20 protein-coding genes are annotated in these 20411 nt (G+C 66.7%); 2 read left to right on the top strand and 18 right to left on the bottom strand.

Going from position 1 to position 20411, the window contains the following annotated elements; translation table 11 throughout:
- Positions 1 to 12: 12 nt before the first annotated feature.
- The 6 genes from mnhG to AC3A56_RS08130 are packed head-to-tail and all read right to left on the bottom strand — an operon-like array spanning position 13 to position 5959.
- On the bottom strand, positions 13 to 366 hold the full coding sequence (mnhG, locus tag AC3A56_RS08105; protein ID WP_487769962.1) for a monovalent cation/H(+) antiporter subunit G: 354 nt from the start codon (positions 364 to 366) through the stop codon (positions 13 to 15).
- A complete protein-coding gene (locus AC3A56_RS08110; RefSeq protein WP_487769963.1) occupies positions 363 to 644 on the bottom strand; it encodes a K+/H+ antiporter subunit F in 282 nt (93 codons plus the stop codon). The genes mnhG and AC3A56_RS08110 overlap by 4 nt, the downstream gene beginning before the upstream one ends.
- Positions 641 to 1129 (bottom strand): Na+/H+ antiporter subunit E, encoded by a 489-nt coding sequence (locus AC3A56_RS08115; RefSeq protein ID WP_487769964.1) that lies wholly within the window; start codon positions 1127 to 1129, stop codon positions 641 to 643. The genes AC3A56_RS08110 and AC3A56_RS08115 overlap by 4 nt, the downstream gene beginning before the upstream one ends.
- Positions 1126 to 2724 carry a monovalent cation/H+ antiporter subunit D gene (locus AC3A56_RS08120; protein ID WP_487769965.1) on the bottom strand — a complete coding sequence of 533 codons (1599 nt, stop codon included), beginning with the start codon at positions 2722 to 2724 and terminating at the stop codon, positions 1126 to 1128. The genes AC3A56_RS08115 and AC3A56_RS08120 overlap by 4 nt, the downstream gene beginning before the upstream one ends.
- The gene (locus AC3A56_RS08125) at positions 2721 to 3062 is read right to left on the bottom strand and encodes a Na+/H+ antiporter subunit C (protein WP_487769966.1); all 342 of its coding nucleotides are present in this window, start codon (positions 3060 to 3062) and stop codon (positions 2721 to 2723) included. The genes AC3A56_RS08120 and AC3A56_RS08125 overlap by 4 nt, the downstream gene beginning before the upstream one ends.
- Positions 3062 to 5959, bottom strand: a complete 2898-nt coding sequence (locus AC3A56_RS08130; RefSeq protein ID WP_487769967.1) for a monovalent cation/H+ antiporter subunit A — start codon at positions 5957 to 5959, stop codon at positions 3062 to 3064. Before AC3A56_RS08130 ends, AC3A56_RS08125 begins: the two co-directional genes overlap by 1 nt.
- A gap of 348 nt (positions 5960 to 6307) precedes the next feature.
- On the opposite strand from AC3A56_RS08130, the gene AC3A56_RS08135 reads away from it, so the two are divergent.
- Positions 6308 to 7198: a universal stress protein gene (locus AC3A56_RS08135; protein ID WP_487769968.1), complete on the top strand. Its 891-nt coding sequence runs from the start codon at positions 6308 to 6310 to the stop codon at positions 7196 to 7198.
- A 136-nt stretch (positions 7199 to 7334) separates the two neighbouring features.
- Entirely contained in the window at positions 7335 to 8177 is an 843-nt protein-coding gene (locus AC3A56_RS08140) for an autotransporter outer membrane beta-barrel domain-containing protein (RefSeq protein WP_056717633.1), read from the top strand.
- Positions 8178 to 8272: 95 nt separating this feature from the next.
- On the opposite strand, the gene AC3A56_RS08145 is transcribed toward AC3A56_RS08140, so the two are convergent.
- The 12 genes from AC3A56_RS08145 to AC3A56_RS08200 form a co-directional block, all read right to left on the bottom strand.
- Positions 8273 to 9019, bottom strand: a complete 747-nt coding sequence (locus tag AC3A56_RS08145; protein WP_487769969.1) for a DUF2968 domain-containing protein — start codon at positions 9017 to 9019, stop codon at positions 8273 to 8275.
- A gap of 131 nt (positions 9020 to 9150) precedes the next feature.
- Positions 9151 to 10896, bottom strand: coding sequence for a pilus assembly protein TadG-related protein (locus tag AC3A56_RS08150; RefSeq protein ID WP_487769970.1), 1746 nt, complete (start codon positions 10894 to 10896; stop codon positions 9151 to 9153).
- A gap of 51 nt (positions 10897 to 10947) precedes the next feature.
- Positions 10948 to 11397 carry a DUF3613 domain-containing protein gene (locus AC3A56_RS08155; RefSeq protein ID WP_056763168.1) on the bottom strand — a complete coding sequence of 150 codons (450 nt, stop codon included), beginning with the start codon at positions 11395 to 11397 and terminating at the stop codon, positions 10948 to 10950.
- 8 nt (positions 11398 to 11405) lie between these two features.
- Positions 11406 to 12284, bottom strand: coding sequence for a tetratricopeptide repeat protein (locus AC3A56_RS08160; protein WP_487769971.1), 879 nt, complete (start codon positions 12282 to 12284; stop codon positions 11406 to 11408).
- 5 nt (positions 12285 to 12289) lie between these two features.
- Positions 12290 to 13246 carry a type II secretion system F family protein gene (locus AC3A56_RS08165; RefSeq protein ID WP_487769972.1) on the bottom strand — a complete coding sequence of 319 codons (957 nt, stop codon included), beginning with the start codon at positions 13244 to 13246 and terminating at the stop codon, positions 12290 to 12292.
- A gap of 19 nt (positions 13247 to 13265) precedes the next feature.
- Positions 13266 to 14192 carry a type II secretion system F family protein gene (locus AC3A56_RS08170; protein WP_056764405.1) on the bottom strand — a complete coding sequence of 309 codons (927 nt, stop codon included), beginning with the start codon at positions 14190 to 14192 and terminating at the stop codon, positions 13266 to 13268.
- Positions 14189 to 15502, bottom strand: coding sequence for a TadA family conjugal transfer-associated ATPase (locus AC3A56_RS08175; RefSeq protein ID WP_056717638.1), 1314 nt, complete (start codon positions 15500 to 15502; stop codon positions 14189 to 14191). Before AC3A56_RS08175 ends, AC3A56_RS08170 begins: the two co-directional genes overlap by 4 nt.
- Positions 15487 to 16737 carry a CpaE/TadZ family protein gene (locus AC3A56_RS08180; protein WP_487769973.1) on the bottom strand — a complete coding sequence of 417 codons (1251 nt, stop codon included), beginning with the start codon at positions 16735 to 16737 and terminating at the stop codon, positions 15487 to 15489. Before AC3A56_RS08180 ends, AC3A56_RS08175 begins: the two co-directional genes overlap by 16 nt.
- A gap of 63 nt (positions 16738 to 16800) precedes the next feature.
- On the bottom strand, positions 16801 to 18126 hold the full coding sequence (locus AC3A56_RS08185; RefSeq protein WP_487769974.1) for a type II and III secretion system protein family protein: 1326 nt from the start codon (positions 18124 to 18126) through the stop codon (positions 16801 to 16803).
- Positions 18127 to 18143: 17 nt separating this feature from the next.
- Complete coding sequence (cpaB, locus tag AC3A56_RS08190; protein WP_487769975.1) at positions 18144 to 19184, bottom strand: Flp pilus assembly protein CpaB; 1041 nt, start codon at positions 19182 to 19184, stop codon at positions 18144 to 18146.
- Between the two features lie 30 nt (positions 19185 to 19214).
- A complete protein-coding gene (locus AC3A56_RS08195; protein WP_487769976.1) occupies positions 19215 to 19658 on the bottom strand; it encodes a TadE/TadG family type IV pilus assembly protein in 444 nt (147 codons plus the stop codon).
- Between the two features lie 95 nt (positions 19659 to 19753).
- The gene (locus AC3A56_RS08200; protein ID WP_487769977.1) at positions 19754 to 20287 is read right to left on the bottom strand and encodes an A24 family peptidase; all 534 of its coding nucleotides are present in this window, start codon (positions 20285 to 20287) and stop codon (positions 19754 to 19756) included.
- Between the last annotated feature and the right edge of the window lie 124 nt (positions 20288 to 20411).

The following is a 20411-nucleotide window of genomic DNA, read 5'->3' on the forward strand; positions in this document are numbered from 1 at the left end:
GCACCGACGCGGCTACTCCTGGCTCGTCTCGCGCGGCACGTCCTGCGAGCCTTCCTCGCGGTCGCGGTACAGCGCGGCGCGCACCAGCAGCATCAGGGTGATCGGGGTGGTCAGGGTGAGGAAGACACCGATCAGGATCTCGTTGAAGATCGGGCGGCCGTGCAACACCGAGAAGCAGGTGATCGAGGCGGCCAGCATGAAGAACGTGCCCAGCGTGGTGCCCAGGGTGGGCGCGTGCACGCGCTGGTAGAAGTTCTTCAGGCGCAGCAGGCCGAGCGAGCCGACGAAGGCGAACAACGCGCCGAGCAGCACCAGCACGGCGACCATGATGGCCGCCCACGGCGGCAGGGCGTCGAGGTGGCTCATTCGATCACCTGCCCGCGCATCAGGAATTTCGACAGCGCCACGGTGCCGGCGAAACCGAGCAGCGCGATGATCAGGCCGGCTTCGACGTACAGCATGCTGCCGCTGCGGATGCCGACGGTGAGCAGCAGGAGCATCGCGTTGACGTACAGCGCGTCCAGCGCCAGCACGCGGTCCTGCGCGCGGGGGCCGCGGACCATGCGGATGATCGAGAAGCTCATCGCCAGCAGCAGCAACAGTTGCGCCGCGATGATGGCGACGTGGAGCAGGCTGTGGCTCATTGGAAGATATCCAACAGCAGGCGTTCGTAGCGTTGCTTGATGGTGTCGATCCAGCCCTGCTCGTCGACCAGGTCGAGCACGTGGATCAGCAGGATGTTGGCGGTGGAGTCGTAGTTCACCCAGATCGTGCCGGGCGTCGAGGTGATGATGCAGGCCAGCACGGCGAGGCCGTGGCGGTCGGTCAGCGCCAGCGGGATCGCCACGAAACCGGAGTGCATGCCCCGCTCGCGGCGCAGGACGATCCGCGCCACGGCGAGGTTGGAGCGGAAGATGTCCAGCATCACGCGCGCGAACAGCAGGCCGAACAGACGGTAGTTGCGCACGCGTGCCTTCGGCGGCCGCAACAGGCCGAACACTTTCGCCAGCGCGACGCCGAGCAGCGCGCCGAACAGGATGGTGGCCGGCGCCACGCTCTGGTTCAGCAGCAGCCACACCACCAGCAGCAGCGCGGAAAGAATCGGGTACGGCAACCAGCGGCGGATCATGGCGTGGCCTCCGCTGACGGCAGCACCGCGTGGATGTAACTGGCCGGCGCGTGCAGCTGGCTGGCGGTGTCGCGCAGGTAGCGCACCGGCGACTCGACCAGCACGGTCAGCAGCAGGCACAGCCCCAGCAGGATCGCGATGGAAGTCGCTTCCGTGAGGCGCACCCTGGGGAAGATCCGCTCCGGCTCGACCCAGAAAATCTGGATGCCGGCGCGGCACAGCGCGATCACCGTGCACAAGCCGGCCACGATGATCAACGCAAACAGCGCGACCGCGCCGGGTCGCCCGCTATCTTCGAGCATCGGCGCCAGCAGCGCGAACTTGGCCAGGAAGCCGGACAGCGGCGGCAAGCCCGCCAGCAGCACCGCGCAGGCGGAGAAGCTCAGCCCCAGCATCGCGATCGGGGCGCTGATCACTACCCGGCTCTCGTCTTCCTGCGCGTACAGGCTTTCGTTGGGCACGCTCTCGCCCGCCTGCTCGTACGGCTCCAGGCTCAGCGTGTCGTCGGTGTCGTCGTCGCCGTCGGAGGCGAGCAGCCCGGCGACCAGGAAGAACGCGGCGATCGCCAGGGTGGAGATCACCAGGTAGGCCAGCGCGCCGGTGGTCACCGCCGGTTGCTGCAGGCCGATCGCACCGAGCAGGGTGCCGGAGGAAATCACCACGTTGTAGCCGGCCAGCTTGGCCAGGTCGCGCGCGCCCAGCATGCCGACGATGCCGGCCACCACCGTGGCCACGCCGCCCCACAGCATCCAGTCGCTGCCGAAATGCGACGACGCAGAACCCGCGCCATCGCCGAACAACAGCAGGCCCAGGCGCAACAGCACGTAGATGCCGACCTTGGTCATCAGCGCGAACATCGCCGCCACCGCCGGCGAGGCGGCGGCATACGTGCGCGGCAGCCAGAAGCCCAGCGGAAACATCGCGGTCTTGATCAGGAACGCCACGCCGAGGATCGCGGCGCCCGCGTGCAGCAGCGCGCGGGTACGCTCGGGCACGTGCGGGATCAGCTCGGCCAGCGCGGCCATGTTGAGCGTGCCGGTGACGCCGAAGATCAGGCTGACGCCAAGCAGGAACAGCATCGAGGCGGTCAGGTTGACCGCGATGTAGTGCAGCCCCGCGCTGACCCGCCGCGCGCCCGAACCGTGCAGCGCCAGGCCGTACGACGCGGCCAGCAGCACCTCGAAGAACACGAACAGGTTGAACAGGTCGCCGGTGAGGAAGGCACCGTTCAAGCCCATCAGCAGGAACTGCAGCAGCGGCTGGAAATGGCTGCCGCGATGCTGCCAGCGGCCCAGCGCAAACGGCAGCACGGCCAGCGCCAGCACGCTGGTCAGCAACACCATCAACGCGGAAAGACGATCGGCCACCAGCACGATGCCGAAACGCGCCGGCCAGTCGCCGAGGCGGTAGACCGCGGCCAGCGCACCGTCGGCGGACACCGCGAACATCAACGCGGCGGCGCCGGCGACCAGCGCCATGCACGAGACGATGCTCAGCGCCAGCACCGTGCGTCGCCGCTTCTCGCCGACCAGCAACTGCAGCGCGGCGACCAGCAGCGGCAGCAGGATCGGCGCGATGACCAGATGATTGCTCACGGCGTGCCGTCCTCGCCGTCGACGTGGTCGTTGCCGGTCAGTCCGCGCGAAGTCAGCAGCACCACCAGGAACAGCGCGGTGGTGGCAAAACCAATGACGATGGCGGTGAGCACCAGCGCCTGCGGCAGCGGATCGGCGTACTGCGCGATGTCGCCAGCCACGTCATGCAGCACCGGATCGGCGCCGGTGCGCAGGCCGCCGATCGAGAAGATGAAAAGATTCACCGCGTAGGAGATCAGGGTCAGCCCGATGATCACCTGGAAGGTGCGCGGGCGCAGCAGCAGCCACACGCCGGAGGCGGCGAGGATGCCTATCGCGGCGGCCAGGACCAGTTCCATCAGCGCTCTCCTTCCGCGGCGGGCGCAGGCGCCTGGCGCGGCCGGCGCAGCGACTGGTGCGCCAGCGCGATCAGCATCAGGATGGTGGTACCCACCACCACCGCGAACACGCCAAGGTCGAAAAGCAACGCGGTGGCCAGCGGCACGCGGCCGAGCAGTGGCAGGTCGAGGTACTGGAAGTACGTGGTCATGAATGGACGTCCAAACGCCAGCGAGCCCAGACCGGTCAGCACCGCCAGCAACAGCCCCGCGCCAAGCCAGCGCACCGGCAGCACGCGCAGGCGGGTCTCGACCCAGCGGGCGCCGCGGGCCATGTACAGCAGGATCAGCGTCACCGCCACGGTGATGCCGGCGACGAAGCCGCCGCCGGGCAGATCGTGGCCACGCAGGAACAGGTGCAGGCCGAACAGCAGGATCACCGGCGACATCAGCTGGATGATCAGGCCGGGGATCATCAGATAGTCGGTCAGCGAATGATCGGCGGCGCGATCGGGTGCGGCCGCGTCCAGCGCCGTCTGCTGGCGTTGCTGCAGCGGCGTGCCGATGCTTTCGGCAGCGGGGCGGAACCGTCGCAGCAGGGCGAACACGGTCAAGGCCACGATCGCCAGCACGCTGATCTCGCCCAGCGTGTCGAAGCCGCGGAAGTCGACCAGGATCACGTTGACCACGTTGTGGCCGCCGCCCTCGGTGTAGGCGCGTTCGAGGAAGAAGCGCGAGATCGAATCGGCCACCGGATGGGTCATCGCCGCATAGGCCAGGCTGGCCACGCCCAGGCCGGCCACGATCGCGATCACCACGTCGCGCCGGCGGCGGAAGCGCTGCCGGCGGCTTTCCACCGACAGCCCCTCGATCCGCTTGGGCAGCCAGCGCATGCCGAGCAGGATCAGGATCGTGGTGACCACCTCGACCAGCAACTGGGTCGCCGCCAGGTCCGGCGCCGACAGCCACACGAAGCTCACGCACGAGACCAGCCCCGCGCCGCCGGTGAGGACCAGCGCGGCGAGGCGATGGAACTTCGCCTGGCTGGCCGCGCCGATCGCGCAGGCCGCGCCCAGCAGCCACAGCAACGCGAACGCCGGGTCGATACTGGACCAGCGCAGCTCCATGTCCAGCGAGGCGCCGGTCGCGGCCAGGGTGCCGGCCAGCATGGCCAGCAGCACGATGCACAGCAATTGCGATTGCAGCCGCCGGCTCGGATAAAGCCGTTCGAGCCGCTGCGGCAGGTCGGCGGCCAGCACCGCCATCACCCGCTCGAAGATCCGCTTGCCGCTGAGCCGGCCGGTCAGCGGTGCCGACTCGCGCTCGGCGAAACGACGGCGCAGGCCCGCGAACAACAGGCAGCCGGCCACGAAGGCGAACACGCTCATCAGCAGCGGCGTGGTCACGCCGTGCCACACCGCCAGGCTGTAGACCGGCAGGTCGCTGCCCAGCACCGAACCGGCCGCCGCCTGCAGGGTCGGTCCGATCACCCGCGCCGGCAGCACGCCCACCAGCAAGCAGGTCAGCGCCAGGAAGCCGATCGGGAAGCGCATCCACAACGGCGGCTCATGCGGCTGGCGCGGCAGCTCGGCCGGCGTGCGGCCGAAGAACACGCCGCGCACGAAGCGGATCGAATAAGTCACGCCGAACGCGCTGGCCGCCACCGCGATCACCACCGAGATCGCGTCCAGCAACGGACCCTGCCGCGCGGCCAGCGTCTCGGCGAAAAACATTTCCTTGGACAGGAAGCCGTTCAACAGCGGCACGCCCGCCATCGCCGCGCCGGCCACCAGCGCCAGCGTGGCGGTGACCGGCATGAACCGGCGCAGGCCGCCCAGCTTGCGCAGGTCGCGCGTGCCGGCCTCGTGGTCGACCGCGCCGGCGGCCATGAACAGCGACGCCTTGAAGGTGGCGTGGTTGACGATGTGGAAGATCGCCGCCACCACGCCCAGCGCGCTGCCCAGCCCCACCAGCATGGTGATCAGGCCCAGGTGGCTGATCGTCGAATAGGCCAGCACGCCTTTCAGGTCCTGCTCGAACATCGCCGCGTACGCGCCCAGGATCAGGGTGATCAGGCCCACCCCGCCGACGATCCACGACCATTCCGCGGTGCCACCCAGCACCGGCCAGAAGCGCACCAGCAGGAACACGCCGGCCTTCACCATGGTGGCCGAATGCAGATACGCCGAGGCCGGTGTGGGCGCCGACATCGCCTGTGGCAGCCAGAAGTGGAACGGGAACTGCGCGCTCTTGGTGAACGCGCCCAGCAGGATCAGCAACAGCGTCGGCGTGTACCAGGGATGCGCGCGCACCGTGTCGCCCGCGGCGAGGATCGCGTCCAGTTCATAACTGCCCGCGATGTGGCCCAGCAGCAGCATGCCGCCGAACAGGCACAGGCCACCGCCGGAGGTGACGATCAGCGCCATCCGCGCACCGTCGCGCGCGGAAGGTCCGCGATGCCAGTAGCCGATCAGCAGGAACGAGAACAGGCTGGTCATCTCCCAGAAGAACACCAGCTGGATCACGTTGCCCGACATCACGATGCCCAGCATCGAACCCATGAAGGCCAGCAGCAGGGCGAAGAAGCGCGCCAGCGGATCGTCGGGCGACATGTAGTAGCGGGCGTACAAGCCGACCAGCGCGCCGATGCCGCAGACCAGCAGCATCATCAGCCAGCTGAAGCCGTCGATCCGCAGCACCAGGTCCAGGCCCAGCCCCGGTGCCCACGGAATCACCTGGCGCAGCACGCCGCCGGCGAGGATCAACGGGGCCAGCCACAGACAAAGCAGCAGGCCGAGCAGCGCAGTGGCGGTCATCAGCCACGCCGCCCGGTTGTGGCCGCGGCCGCGCATCAGCCACGCCACCACGCTGGCCACGAAGGGCAGGCAGAGGATCAGGCTGGGCAGGTGGTGCGGCATCGGTCACGGGCTCCTGGGATTTGTCGGTGTCTCCGGCAAGAAACCCAGGCGGCGAAACCTGGCACTTCAAGAGCGTCCGCCCACCTTGGTCGCTGAAACCTCGGCGACAGCGGTGGCAGCGGACAACGTTTCGGATCCGCCATGGCACTGCGCTCGACAAGCGCAACCCCTCGAACGGGAATGACAGGATCGTTCGGGACTTGCTGCAGCGCGCGTCCCGCCCGCTGCCCCTGCAGTCTATCGCCCGGCGCGAACGACGGGCAATGCGGGCGGTCGCGGCGCGGCGTCGATTGTGCAATGGTCGGCGCAATGCGCGTCGCGACGCATCGACCCGGCGGGAGATCGAACATGAGCGAACCCCTTGGCACAACACGGCCGGATTGGCTGCTGCTGGCCACCGACCTCGGCGCGGGCTGCGACCGCGCCATGGATCGCGCGGCGCAGCTGGCGCGGCAATGGCAGCTGCCGTTGTCGGTGGTGCATGCGACGCCGGCTGGCGCGGTGGACGCGTGGCCGACCTCCGCCCACGACGCGTCACCGAGGCAGCCACCGGAGCGGACGGCAGCGATCGAGCGGCAACTGCGCCAGGACCTGGGTGAGGACCTGCCCGGGCTGTCCATCCACGTGGCCGAAGGCGAGCCCGCCGACGTCATCCTGGAACTGGCCCGCCGCGAAGGTCATGGCCTGATCGTGCTGGGCACCGCGCGCGCGGGTTTCGCCGGCGGCTCGCCGGGCCGTACCGCCGAACGGCTGGTGCGCGCCTCGCCGGCCTCCGTGCTGATCGTGAGGCAACGGCCGCGTGGTGCGTACCGGCACCTCCTGGTGGGCACCGATTTCACCGTCGAATCGCGGGACGGGCTGCGTGCCGCCGCGTCGCTGTTTCCGCAGGCTCGCATCGTGCTGATGCACGCGCTGGACATTCCCTATCAGTCGCTCTGGCTCGATGCCGCGCGCCGCCAGGAATTCATCGAGATGGAAATGGCCACGGTCGCGGCCTTCCTGGCCCACAGCGACTTGCCCGAGGCGGCGCGCCAACGCATCCACCCGCTGGTCGAGCACGGCCATCCGGAAATCATGCTGCGCCAGTACGTGCTGGAGAAAGGCGCCGACCTCACCGTGATCGGCGCGTTCAATCGCGGCCTGGCCTTTCGCCTGCTGATCGGCGGCACCGCGCAACGGATCGTGCAAACCGTGCCCGGCGACCTGCTGGTGGTGCGCGCGACGCCCGCCGCCGGATAAACGCGGCCGGCTTCACTTGTCACGATGCGTGCACGCAGCCTGCACGCCCGGGCTTCGTACCATGCAGGCGGGAATCCCCAGGATGGCCTGACCGGCCAAGCCTTCCCATCCGTTCCGCGACCCCGGAGAAAACAACATGACCCATCGACAGCCACGTCGGCTTCGCCGTGCCGGCGGGATGCTCGCCTTCGTCCCGCTGCTGCTCACCTGCCACGTCGCCAGCGCGCAGCAGTCGCCGGCACTGGATCGCGTCAGCGTCTGGCTGGGCGCCTACAGCGCCAACGCCGATACCACCATCGGCGCCAGCGACAAGAGCGGCCAGTACAACGGCGACTTCAATCTCGAAAAGGACCTGGGCTTTCCCGACCGCAAGACCGTGCCCCGTGCCCGGCTCGACTTCCTGGTCGGCGACAGCCAGGGATTCTCGCTGGACTACTACAGCGTCAATCGCACCCGCAGCAAGTCGCTGGCGCGGGACATCAGCTACGCCGGCAACGACTACAGCGCGGCGGCCACGGTGAAGGGCAAGCTCAACTTCGACTTCGGCAGCGCGTCCTGGCGCTGGTGGTTCGGCCACGGCAACGACGTGTTCGGCCTCGGCCTGGGCGGCGCCTATTACCGCGTGCACGCCAGCATCAGCGGCGAGGCCAGCGTCAACGGCGATCCCGTGGGCCAGGCCTCGTCCAGCACCACCGACAGCGCCTGGGCGCCGATGCTGCAGCTGGGCTGGCGACATGCGTTCAACGATCAGTGGCGCATGTACATCGACGCCGCCGGCGTGAAGAAGAACGGCGGCAACCTCAACGGACACATCGTCAACGCCGCGCTGGGCGTGGAGTATTTCCCGTGGAAGAACGTGGGCTTCGGCGCCGAATACGGCTACAGCCGCGTCGTGCTGCATCAGCGCAAGCACGACTACAACGCCAACCTCGACATGAAGCTCGACGGCCCCTCGCTGTTCGTGCGCTTCCGCTTCTGAGCGCTTTCGCCGTGAGGTGATTCGACGTGGCGTGGTCGCCTGACGACCACGCCACCTGCGAACGACCTGCCCCGCCTCATCCGATGGCGGCCAGGTCAGTGGGAAACGCCGTCCCCGGACTGGGCAGCGGGCGTCGATGCGGTTCCGGCCACAGGTGCGCCGTCGGCCGGAACATCCGCGGTGGACGTCGGCAGGATCAGCTCGGGATTGTCCTGCTGCGCTTCCAGCTGGCGGATGTTCTGTTGCACAGTGGTGAGCTGGTTGCTGGTGGCGCGAAGGTCGCTGCTGAGCGATACCGCCTGCTGCCTGGCCTGCTGCTGCAACGCCGCCACTTGCTGGGCCTGCTGCTGCCTGCGCGCCGCGTCCTGACGCAGCGTCGACAGGCGCTGCTCGTTCAGTGCGACCATCTGCTCGGCGTATTTCTTGCCGGCCTGCAGGCGCAGGGCGTCGATGTCGACCTGGGCCAGCTTTTCGGTCTGGGCGGCAAAGGTCCGGTAGATGCTGTCGGCATCCTTCTCCGAATCGGTGCGTATGACGCGCCAGAAGGCCTTGTCGTGGAACAGCGCCACGAAATAGGTCAGCTTGTCCGCCTGGAACAACAGACTGGCGCCATAGGTGCCGTTGTAGGTGGTGCGCAGCTCGGTGAGCTGATGGCTGTCCATCAGTTCGCGCAGGTAGCTCACCGTGCTGCCCGCAGCATCCCCTTGCGCGGCGGTGACGTCGCTGGTGTGCGCCTGCGGTGGCTGCGAAGCCTGCACCCCGCCCGAGAGCGCGATGAGGGCAAGCGTGACCAGCGGCATGCGAAGGCCACGCGCAACAGCGCTGCGAATCATTGAGTTCATCCCCTCATCCTTCGTGTTGGCGTATCAGTGATTTGCAGATGCCGGCCCGACAACCCCGCATACCGGAATCCATGCAGTCTAAATGCAGCTCTCGACCGGTCAAGGGCCGTCGTCGTGGACGAATGATCATCTCAAAACACCAGTTGCACGCCGTGCTGACAGTCGAGGTCACGCAGGTTGATCCGGGCGGTGCCGATCTCGATGCCAAGCGTTTGCAACAGCGGGCCGACCAGGGCCGTGTCCAGCGCATCGAACAACGGCGACAGCACCGGCTGCAGCACCGTGGTCAGCCCCGACAGCAGTTGGCCGAGGTTGATGCCCAGCGGGATGCCCAGCAAGGTGTCGTCGGTCTTCAGGTTCGTCGAGCCAAGCAGGCTGGTGATCACAGCCCCCAGTTGTGGAGCTTGCGTTGCCGAAGGCGGCGGCCACGTCATGCCCGGCTGACCCGCCACCGGGGTGGCCGGGTCGACGGCGAAGGTGTGCGCATACGGTGCCACGGTGACCAGCGAAACGCTGGACGACAGGTTCAGCGTGGCCACCGGCACGCCCAGGAGATTGACATTCACCAGCGGCGCCGTCTTGAGTCCGGCAACGATCGCTGCCCAGCTTTCGTTCCTGTTGATGACGGGATCGTCCGTCGGCGCACCCACAAGCGCATTCAGCACACCCGGTGAGGTGGCGATCGTCACGTTGTCGGTGCTTCCGCCGGCCCCGTTCGACACGCCACAATCAAGTGCCGTGATGGTCGCCTCGGCAGGTGCGACCTCCAGGTAGAGCGGCACCTGGGTCAACGACTCGTTCCCGTCAAGCGCGGTGTCAAGCGCAGAGACCTTCAGGCCAAGGCGGACCTGGGCCGTGCGTGCGGTGGCGCCCACGCCGCCGACGCCGATCTGCGGCGGTTCGATCACGCTCAGCGTCAGCGTCACGTTCGCCACACCCGGGACGTCGATGCTGGCAGCCGGCAGCGCCACCGCGTTCCTGCCATCGGCAGCGAGCAGCACGGCATTGAGCACATCCAGCGCATTCGCCTCGGCATCCAACGCGGCATCGGGATCGTCGGTAGCCGCATGGACGTCGAGAATGTCGCCCAGGCTCACCGGGACATTGCCCAGCTGGGCTTCGATGACCGCAATCTGCTGCTGGACGAAACCGAGATCGACATTGGCCGCGTCCGGCCCCTGGCTCAACACTTGCACGTAGGCGTCCAGAAACTGGCTGATGGTCACCTGGGTCGCCAGCACTCCGTCGACCGTGCCCACATCCGGGGCCAGCAGGTCTTTCAGCCCAAGCAGCGAGACGCGCGCGTTGGCTATGCCGTTGTAGCTGAGCAGCTGCAGGCCCAGCGAGGTACCCAGCGAACTTCCGAGCAGGCTCTGCAATGCCGCGTTCGTATTGAGGTCGAGCAGACTGGAACCCACCGAGAAGACCGCTATGGGCGGCCCACGCTTCGCCGCGACGGCCGTCGCGGCCACGCCGGAATAGTGGGCAAAGCCCAGGAACGGAACCAGCGACCTGCGCGCTTCCACGCGGGTGGCGTTGACCGGTTGCGTGGTGCTCGCCGCGCCAAAGTGCTGCTCGCCGGGCAGCGTCGGGTCCCAGTGACCGCAGGTGGCCACCACCGAACCGGCGAAGCCGTTGTCCGCAAGCGCATTGCCCGAGGCAGCCGCGTTGCCACTGTTGTCGGCGCTGCAGGTGTCGAGTCTTTGCGCACCGGCAAGCGCGGCGAGGTCGGCGACCTTTTGGGTATCGCGACGCGCCCAGTACAGATAGCCGACCTCGATCAGCCCCAGCATGCTGACCAGGCCCAGGAGGAGGAACAGCATGGTCACGGCCATCGAGCCACGCTGAAAGCGAGCGACTCGCCCGCCGGCGCGCAACCGCCCGGCACCGACCCCGCCACGTCTTTCGAGGGCCGCATGCATCAGCGGCTACTTCCCTTCATCGCCGTGTTTGCCGATGGTTGCCTCGTAGAACTCGGGAATGTCATGGTTGAAGCTGCGCCGATAGCGCCGGTAGGCGAGGGTTGCCTCATCGCCGAGCATGGGCAGGGATTGGCCGGGCCGACGGGCGTCCACCTGCATCTGCAACAAGCTGCGAGTGACATCGCCGATCTCGTTGGCGGGCTGCCCGGCCAGCCCCGTTTCGTCACCCGTCGTGGCCACCGGGTCATCCGCACCGACCACGGTCGGAGTGACCGGCGGCTGATGGTCCGATACCTGGCGCAGCGGTCCAGCCGCGGAAGCCTGCGGCGCGGGTTGCACAGGCGTCGATGGATCTCCGCCCATCATCTGCCCGGTCAACGGGCGCTGCTGGGCACAGGCCGCGCTGGTCACCAACAGCAGCAACGACATCATCCAGCCTGCCTGCATCGCGTTCATTCGCGCCTTCATGGATTCACCTCGTTTGGCGTGGACGCTGCGCCGAACCGCTCCAGCATGGAATCGGGCACACCGATGATCTGGTTGGAATCAGGCAAGCCTGAAGGGACCGCCGTGCGGCGGTCGGTCGTCCGCGGTGCCGCAACCTTCGCCGAAGAGGCGACGTCATGGCGCCGTGCGGGTATCTCTGCGGCGAGCCGCATGATCTGCTCGCGCGCGGGCTGTGGCAGGTCGGCCTGTTGCATCGTGTCGTCGGCACGCGCCGCTTCGCCATTGAGCAGCATCCACAGCACCAGGTTGGAGATCGCCTTGACGCTTTCCGGCGCCAGCTCCGCCGCCTTGGCGAGTGGTTCGCGTGCCTGCACCAACTGCCCCGTGCGCAGGCGTTCGAAGCCGAGGTCACCGAGATAACCGGGATTGACCGGATCCAGTTGCACGGCGCGCGACAATGCGTGCTCGGCCATGTCGCTCCGGTCTTCGCTGGCCGCGATCAAACCGAGACCGTGCCAGGCAGACGCTGCCTGATCGGTATCGAGCAGCTTCTGATAGACGGCTCGCGCCGCATCCGTCTGCCCGGTGGAGCGAAGCGCATCGCCTTGCAACTGCCGCAGTGCGGGCGGATTGCCGTAGCGCTGCCGAAAAGCCTCGATGTTGGCCAGCGAGGCGTAATAGGAGCCCTGCTTCTGCATTTGGCGGATCAGGTCCAGGTACATGCCGCTGCTGCTCTTGCCCGGTTTCGGCGCAGGACCGATGTCCGGCTGGAGATGGTTGATGTAGCCGCTGCGTGGCGCGCATGCCGCGAGCAGGCAGGTGCCGCCCAGTGCAGCTGCAACAGCCAGCCGCCGGATCGCGGAACGGGACAACGGAAAGCGATACGCGTTCGTCATGCTTTTCATCCTTTCAGCCTGACCATTGTCTCGATCAGCGAGATCGCCGCCGGCCCCGCCAGCACCAGCATCAGTGCCGGCAGCAGGGTGAGCATCATCACCACCGTCATCTTCACCGAGAGCTTGCCCACCTTCTCCTTCATCTTCATCTTGCGTTGCTCGCGCAGGCGTTCGGCAAATTGGCGCAGCGGTTCCTGCACGGCGCCGCCATGCTGGTGCACCTGCAGGATGATCTGCACCAGGCTTTTCAGATCCTCGTTGTCGAAGGACTCGGCCAGACGATGCAACGACTGATCGCGCGAGCGCCCGTGCATGTAGTTGATGTTCGCATCGCGGATCTCGCGGCCGAGTATCGGCAGCACGGGATGAAAGCGCTCGGCCAGCATCTGCAGGCTCTGGTCCATGCTGAAGCCGATGCCCTGCAGCAGCCGCAGCAAGTCGATCAACAGTGGCAGCTCGTTCTCGACGCGCCGGCGCAGCTCCGATGCCCAACTGCTCAGCAGGAACTTCGGCAACAGCACGCCGATGGCCAGTGCGGCCAGCAAGGCGGTGACGGCCTTGACGCCGGTTGGCCGCATCCAGATGGCCACCAGCACGGGCAGCAGCAAGGCCATCACCAGTCGCAGGCCCAGGAACAGCGCACGCCCGGATACCGTATTGCGATTGGCCTGATCCAGCAGCAGGCGATCCTCGGCGGTGAGCAGCGCCTTGCCCAGCTGACGGTTCTCGAAATGGCGGCCGACCGACTCCAGCCACTGCACAACTGCGCCCCACCAGTTTCTGGCTGACGTGGCGTGTGGACCGTCCTCCACCATTCGTCGCTGCACGCGCGCCAATGCCCGGTCGATCGCGTGTGCCTGCTGCTCTTCTTCCCTCACACGCTGGATCAGACTCACGCCGAGCAAGGCGATTCCCAGTGCCAGAGCAAATACCGCTGATGCGATGAACCATCCTGCCGTCATCACCCGTCCTCCCTCTTCGTCACAGCGATCTGGCCAGCCGATACAGCAGGAAGCCGCCGAGCAATTCCAGCGCCAGCGCGGCAAGCAGAATCCGGTGTCCCAGGGCATGGCTGAACATCGGACCGAAAAAGGCCGGGTTGAGCAGGGTCATGAGGACCGACACGATCACCGGCAGCAGGCCCAGTACCCACGCGGACATGCGCGTCTCGGCGGTGATTGCGTGCAGTTCCTGCTGGGCATGTGCCAGATCGCGCATGAAGTCGCTCATTCGCTGCAGGATGTGATCCGCGCGCCCTCCCATGCGTACCGCGGTACCCAGCACGACATGCAACAGGTCCATGGCTTCCAGCCGATAGGGCCGCGCCGCCAACTGCAGTGCGTAGTCCAGTTCCTGACCGGATCGCACCGAAAGCATGGTGCGATCGAGCACGGCACGCAGCGGCATCTGCACCGAAAGGGCGGCCGTCTGGAACGCCATCGGCAGGCTGTTGCCGATGCTGGCCAGACGCACCATCGCGTCGAGGAAGTCAGGCAATTGCCGGATCAGCTGCTTGCGCTGCTTGTCGATGCGCGAGCGCAGCCACAGCCATGCCAGCACCAGGTACACGACGAGCAGCACCGGGACGGCCCATGCGGTACCCAGGCGCCACGCGCCCAGTGCCACCAGCACCACCGCGGGCACCCCCAGAAATACCGGCATCGTCCAGCCGACCGGCAAACCGGCCCGTAGACATAACGGGTCGGTGACCAGACCCTCCCGAGGCGCTGTCCTGGCAACGGTGACGGGACTGACCGACGACGGCGCCGTTCCGGTCAGCGCCTTCTCGATCGCCGCAAAACTCTTCCGCTGCTGCTGGCGCAACGGACTGCCCCACCACAACTCGATCGCCCCGGCCAACAGCAACGAGATGGCACTGAACAACACCAGCATCAACGCGACGTTCATCGCGGCCACCCCTCCTGGCGCTGGGATTCCATCACGGCGTCCTGCAGGAACTGGCGGAACGGCTCCAGCTTGCGCGTGTTGGGATGGAAGCCGAGTCCCGGCCAGCGATCCTGTTCCTTGCCGTCGCTGCCGACACGGGTTTCGTGGCGATACATCTCCTGGGTGGTGATGATCTTGTCGCTCACCCCGGTCACTTCGGTGACCGAGGTGATCACGCGGCGTCCGCTGCTCAGTCGGGCGATCTGGACGACGAAATCGATGGCGCTGGCGATCTGGCGGCGCAGACTGTCCTCGCTGCCCTGGAAGCCGGCAAAGCCCACCAGCATCTCCAGCCGGTACAGCGCGTCGCGCGGCGAGTTGGCATGGACGGTGGACATCGATCCGTCATGACCGGTGTTCATTGCCTGGAGCATTTCCAGCACCTCGGCGCCGCGCACCTCGCCAACCACGATGCGGTCGGGACGCATGCGAAGGCTGTTACGGACCAGTTCGCGGATGCCGACGGCGCCACCGCCGTCGAAGCCACCGAGCCGGCTTTCCAGGCGCACCACATGAGGATGACTCAGCGACAGTTCCGCAGTGTCCTCGATGGTGATCACGCGTTCCGCATCGGGAATGAAACTGGCCAGCGCGTTCAGCAGCGAGGTCTTGCCCGAACTGGTGCCGCCGGAAATCAGGATGTTGCAGCGACTTGCCACCGCGGCCTGCAGCAGGGCATGGATCGAGCGATCGAAGGTGCCGTTGCCGACCAGTTGCTCCGGCGTGAACGGGTCCTGCCGGAACTTGCGGATCGACACGGTGGGGCCGGTCACCGACAGCGGCTCGATGATGGCGTTCAGTCGCCCGCCATTGGCCAGGCGTGCGTCGACCATCGGATTGGCTTCGTCCAGCCGCCGACCGAGCGGCGCCAGTATCCGCCGCACGATGCGCACGACATGCCGGTTGTCGCTGAAGCGGACGGGTTCGCGCTGCAGGATGCCGTGCCGCGAGGCGTATACGTTCTCATAGCCATTGACGAGGATGTCCTCGACCTCGCCATCGGCGAGCAGGTCGTCCAGCGGCCCGAACCCGGTGACCTCCTTCACCAGCGCGACCGCCACCTTGTGCATTTCCGACTCGTTGACCGGTATCCGCCATTCCTGCACGAAGGTGGCCGTCTCGATGCTCACGTATTTTGCTGCCGTCTCGTGCGACCACGAAGCGACGTCGAGGTGCTGGTCCTCGATCCGGTTGAGCAGAAACTCGTGCGCCGCCGAAAGGACGTCGTGGAATTGCTGCGTCTGTTCGAACGGTGTTACCTGGTCGTCCATCGGAAACCTCCCAGATGGGGCAATAGCCGTTTCCAGCCGGTCAAAACCTGCGTACCGGAAGAACCCACCTGCATCTTTTCAAGCAGGGGTCGCAGTGCGCGCACATATGGATCCCGCGAAGCGACCTGATGCAGCAGCTGGCCGCGGTTGGTACAGCCGCGCAGGGCGCGTGTGCGCTCCGGCAAGGTGGCCAGCAGGGGCAACTTGAACCGGTCGGCCAGTTGCGTGGCGCTGGCTCCCTCGTACTCGCCGTAGCGATTGATGATCAGCGACAGTCGGCCATCGCGCAGCCCGAGCCGCTCCAGTTCGCGCAGGGTGGTGTCCAGCGATACCAGCGACCCGATGCCCTGGTCGGCCACCAGCCAGATCTGCCCGGCACTGCGCAGCAGCGGCAACGGTGCCGCGCCGACAGGCAGGCCACCGAGATCGCAGAGCAGCAGGCCGAAGTGATCACGCAAGCGGTCGATCAGCATCCCGGCTTCGGTATCCACAGCCTGTGTTCCGCTGGCTTCCGCCGCCTGTGAAAGCAGTGCCAGGCCACTCGAATGATGCGCAAGCGCGGTCCGGATCAGGATGGGGTCAATCCGTCTCGCGCTGCGCAAGGCGTCGTCATAGTGAAAATCACCATCCACGCCGAGGTAGAGCGCGACATCGCCGAAAGGACGACCAAGGTCGAGCAGCAATACCTGACTTGACGCCTCACCGGCCTCCGACTTTGCCGGCTCCGGCCCGGAGGCCATCGCCAGCGCCCCCAGGTGAGCAACCAGCGTGCTGGTGCCGACGCCGGGCCTGACGCCAAGCACCACCACAACCTGTCCCGGCGCCCGCACCGGGATGGTCCGCGTGCGGGCCATGCGGGCCAGCTCGGCCTGACTCTGCACGCGCGCGAGCAGATGGCGCAGCTCTTCATCCGTGGCATCCAGGTCCAGGAAGTCGCGCACGCCGGCACGCAGTGCCGCCAGCACGCCCGTGGCGCGATCCATGCCGGTGGAACCCACGCCGACCAGCGGCAAGTCCGGCGCGTGCACGATCAATCGACGCGCCAGCGTTGATGATTCCTCAGCCGCGTCCAGCGAATAGTCCAGCAGTACCAGACCAGACGAAGTTGCGGGTAGCAACTCGTCGGTCAGCGCGGACGGCCCACGGTCTATCCAGTGAACGGTGGCGAAATTCCGCAACCTGGCGGAAAGACGTTGCGCGCGCTTTTGATCCGGCGAGTAGAACTGCAGATCCACTCCGGGCTCCGGCTTTCCGAGAAGTGACGACGAGGCGGATACGTGCATGTCCATGGCCTGCGGTCAGCGTGAGAAGCCCGGCAATTGATCCGCACCGGCAGGATTGAGCAGGAAGGAACCCCATACCGGCAGGTTGCGCCGGACTTCCCGCTGGCCCGGCAGCGGCAGGTGGGTCCCTGGCGCGAAGGGCTTGATGATGTGCGGCGTGACGATGATCACCAGCTCCTTGTCCTGGCGGCTGTAGCTGACGTCACGGAAGAACGCGCCGAGTATCGGTATGTCGCCCAGCAACGGAATCTTGTTGACCTTGCTCATGACCTGCTGGCTCACCAGGCCGCCGATCACGAACGTCTCGCCGTCGCCCAGTTCCACGGTGGTGTCGGCACGACGCGTGCTGATCGCCGGTACCGATACGCCGTTGAACACCACCGCGTTGGCGTAGTCCAGCTCGCTCGCCTCCGGCGCCACCTTCAGGGCAATCCGGCCGGGGGAAAGTACCGTCGGCGTCACCGTGAGACCGATGCCAAATGACTTGAATACGATGGTGGTGGCGCCCAGACCCTGCGGTTCGGGGATCGGCAACTCGCCGCCCGCAAGAAAGCTCGCGCTCTGACCCGACAGCGCCACCAGGGTGGGCTCGGCCAGCACCCGGGCGAGCCCGTCGCTCTTGAGCAGGTCAAGGCTGGCATTCCAGGATCTGCCAAACCAGCGTCCTTTGGTAACCAGACCGAACGCGGAGGACAGTGCGCTGCCGGACGAGCTGTCCGAGTTGCCGCTTGGATTGGTTATGGTGAACCCGCCACTGCCGTTCAGGTTATTGAAGTTCAGCCCAAACTGGTTCAGCGTCGTCTTGTCGAACTCGACCACCTTCACATCGACCTGCACCACCCCGCCACTGGCGATGGTCGAGGTATCGACCACGTCGCCTTTGGCACCCACGGCGATGCCGGCCGCGTCGATCGCCCGCTGATGATCGAGCATGTCCGGGGCACTGCCCTGCAACATCGCAGCGCCATCGTGCACGGTGAGCCCGACGCCAGCACCATCCTGCAGCTGTGCCTGCAGGGCGCTGCGTACGCGCACCAGCAGGCGCTGCGGTTCGGGCTGGCCGCGGTGCCAGAGCAGCAAGGTGGTCTGGCCAGGCTGTTTGCCGATCAGCAGTGCCTCATGCCGTCCCTTCAGCATCATGAGGTCGGCCACGGCGGGATCGGCGATGGCCACCCGCTCCAGATCGGCCGGCAGATGCCACGGTCGCTGTTCATGGGTCTGCAGGTCCATCCCGGCCGCCGCTGCAGCCGCGTTCGATGACACCTGCCAGGACAATGCCAGCACCAGGCCCGCCACCATCCACGGTCGTGCCGAGCCTGCGGCTCGCGAAAGGAAACTCATGCACAGCCTCGGCGTCTTCATGGGAGGTCCTTCCGTGTGTCCCGCGTGGGTTCGCTCGCATAGCCACGGATGATTTCGAGGCCCGTTGGCCGTTCGTGACGGTTGGGCCGCGAGCGCGCGCCCGAAACGGTCAGACCAGCCAGCCCCGGGCCGTTGATGCCCGCGTAGGCGCGGTTTTCGGGCTGGCCAAGCGCCTGATGCTGGTCGGCGTCAAGATCGGGACGCACGGCAAGCACGCCACCCGGTTGTTCGAAGAGTTGGCGATCCGCCTGACTGTCGTCACCGGCCGGCCGCAATGCCAGCGCAAGCCTGCCGTTCTGCACTCCGAGCAGCAAACGGTCTGCATCCTCGAGCGGCACGGCGAGTACCGCGGTGCGAGGCACCGCCGGCGGACCTTCCCGCCTTGACAGGGAGACCTGCTTTTCCGCACGGCTTGCGCCCTTGCTGTCGTCACCAGCGGCAGCGTCATTTGCGACGACCTGCGGGTGCGGAAGATTCTGATCACCGTACGCCAGCACGCGCAGGTGCGACAGCAACAACCGGGTCTGCGTTCCGTCGACGATTTGCTTCCCGAGGCTGGTCACCGGCGGCGGCTTGAGACTCAGGAACACATCCACGTAGTCGCCGGGCAGCACGCGGTTTCCAACGCCGGCCTGCTCGTCCACCGGCACGGCCAGCGCACGCTCACCCGGCTTCAGTAGCTTGGCCATTCCCTGGACAAGGAATGTGTCCGTCACCGTCATGCCGGCGGGAATGTCGATGCGCGGAACACTTCCTGCCAGCTCTGCGACGTCGGCGAAACTGCCCGAGGGTCGCTGCATCTGCCTCACCACGCGCAGTTCCTCGCGATGGATGATCACGCCCTCCTTCAACGTCTCCGCCGCGACCACCACATCGAACCCCTGCTGCGAAGCCGCGGTCGTCATGGCAGGCCGGGGCGCCGAAGTATTGACCGAAGGCTGTCTTGACGCGCGGCGACCGAGGCCGAATGCCACGATGGCCAGCACGATCGCGATCGCAACCAGAGCCAGGGCAGCAACGCGGGTGATCCTTTGCATCGAATGCCTCCTGATGGCCGTGACGGATATTCAGCTGCCCACGCTGTCGAGCTGCACGACGGCGGAACTGGTTATGGTCTTGCCCAGCACCCAGCCATAGACGGTGACCGTGCCGGGAATGAGCGGGTGGGCGTCGTAATCGAAGCTGGTGACCACCTGCACGCACTGGGCGCCACCGGCGGGGCAACTGATGGCCGTGATGGCGATCGGCGACGTATTCCCCGGCGTGCTGCAATCGGGAGTCTCGCCGGAAAAGGCCAGCAGCCACTGCATGGACTCCTTCGCCGCCAGACACGCCGACACCTCGCGTTCGGCGATCGAACCATGGACGCCGAAGCGCAGAGCCGCGCGCGCCCCTTCGGAGGCTGCCAGTGTCAGCGACTGCTTCGCTGCGAAGATCAGTACGCCCGACACCGTCAACAGCAGCAACGGAAGCACACCCAGAAGAAAGATGAGTGCAAACTCCACCGCCATAGCGCCGCGCTGCCGCGACTTCCGGCCGTGGTGGCAAGTCAGGGCCCTGGTCGGCGCACGGGGGCGGAAGGGAGCTCCCTGGCAGGTCATCCGGATCACCAGTGCACGACGTTGGGCGCGTACAGCGTGAACAGCGCGCCGATCGCCATGTAAGCCGCGTAGGGAATTCCCTTGCGTCCCTGGCGAGCCGTCATCACTCGTTGCCAGAGTCGCGATTCACGCGACTTCGCCTGCGCCGACGCGACCGGATCCGATGCAAGGAAATTAAGCTGCCGCGCAACCACGACGACGACAGCATGCACGCCACTGATCAGGCTGGCGATGATCCATATCGGCAGCAACGCCTCGCCGCCGAGCAGGAAGCCGAGCGTTGCAAAGAATTTCACGTCACCGGCGCCCATCCATCCGGCGATGTAGAAAGGCAGCAACGCGCCCAGACCGACCAGCAGACCCACCAGCGATGACCAAGGGGGGCCGGCCATGCCCTCTGCCCACGGCCAGGACACCAAGCCAATGCCAAGCAGCAATGCCGAAAGCAGCCAGGCATTGCGCACGCGATGCGCGTACAGGTCGCTGAAAATGGTCAGCCCGCACAGCATGACGATCAGTGCTTGCAGAGGTTCGGACATGAATGAACTCCTGACCCTTGATCCGGGAAGCCAGCGGATGGTGATTCGCTGCAAGCGACACGCAACCTGGTCGTGCCCTCGTCACCATCCGTCGCCTCACGGGAGATTGCCGCGCGATGTGAAC

The organism is Rhodanobacter sp. Soil_C_14, from assembly GCF_057657335.1.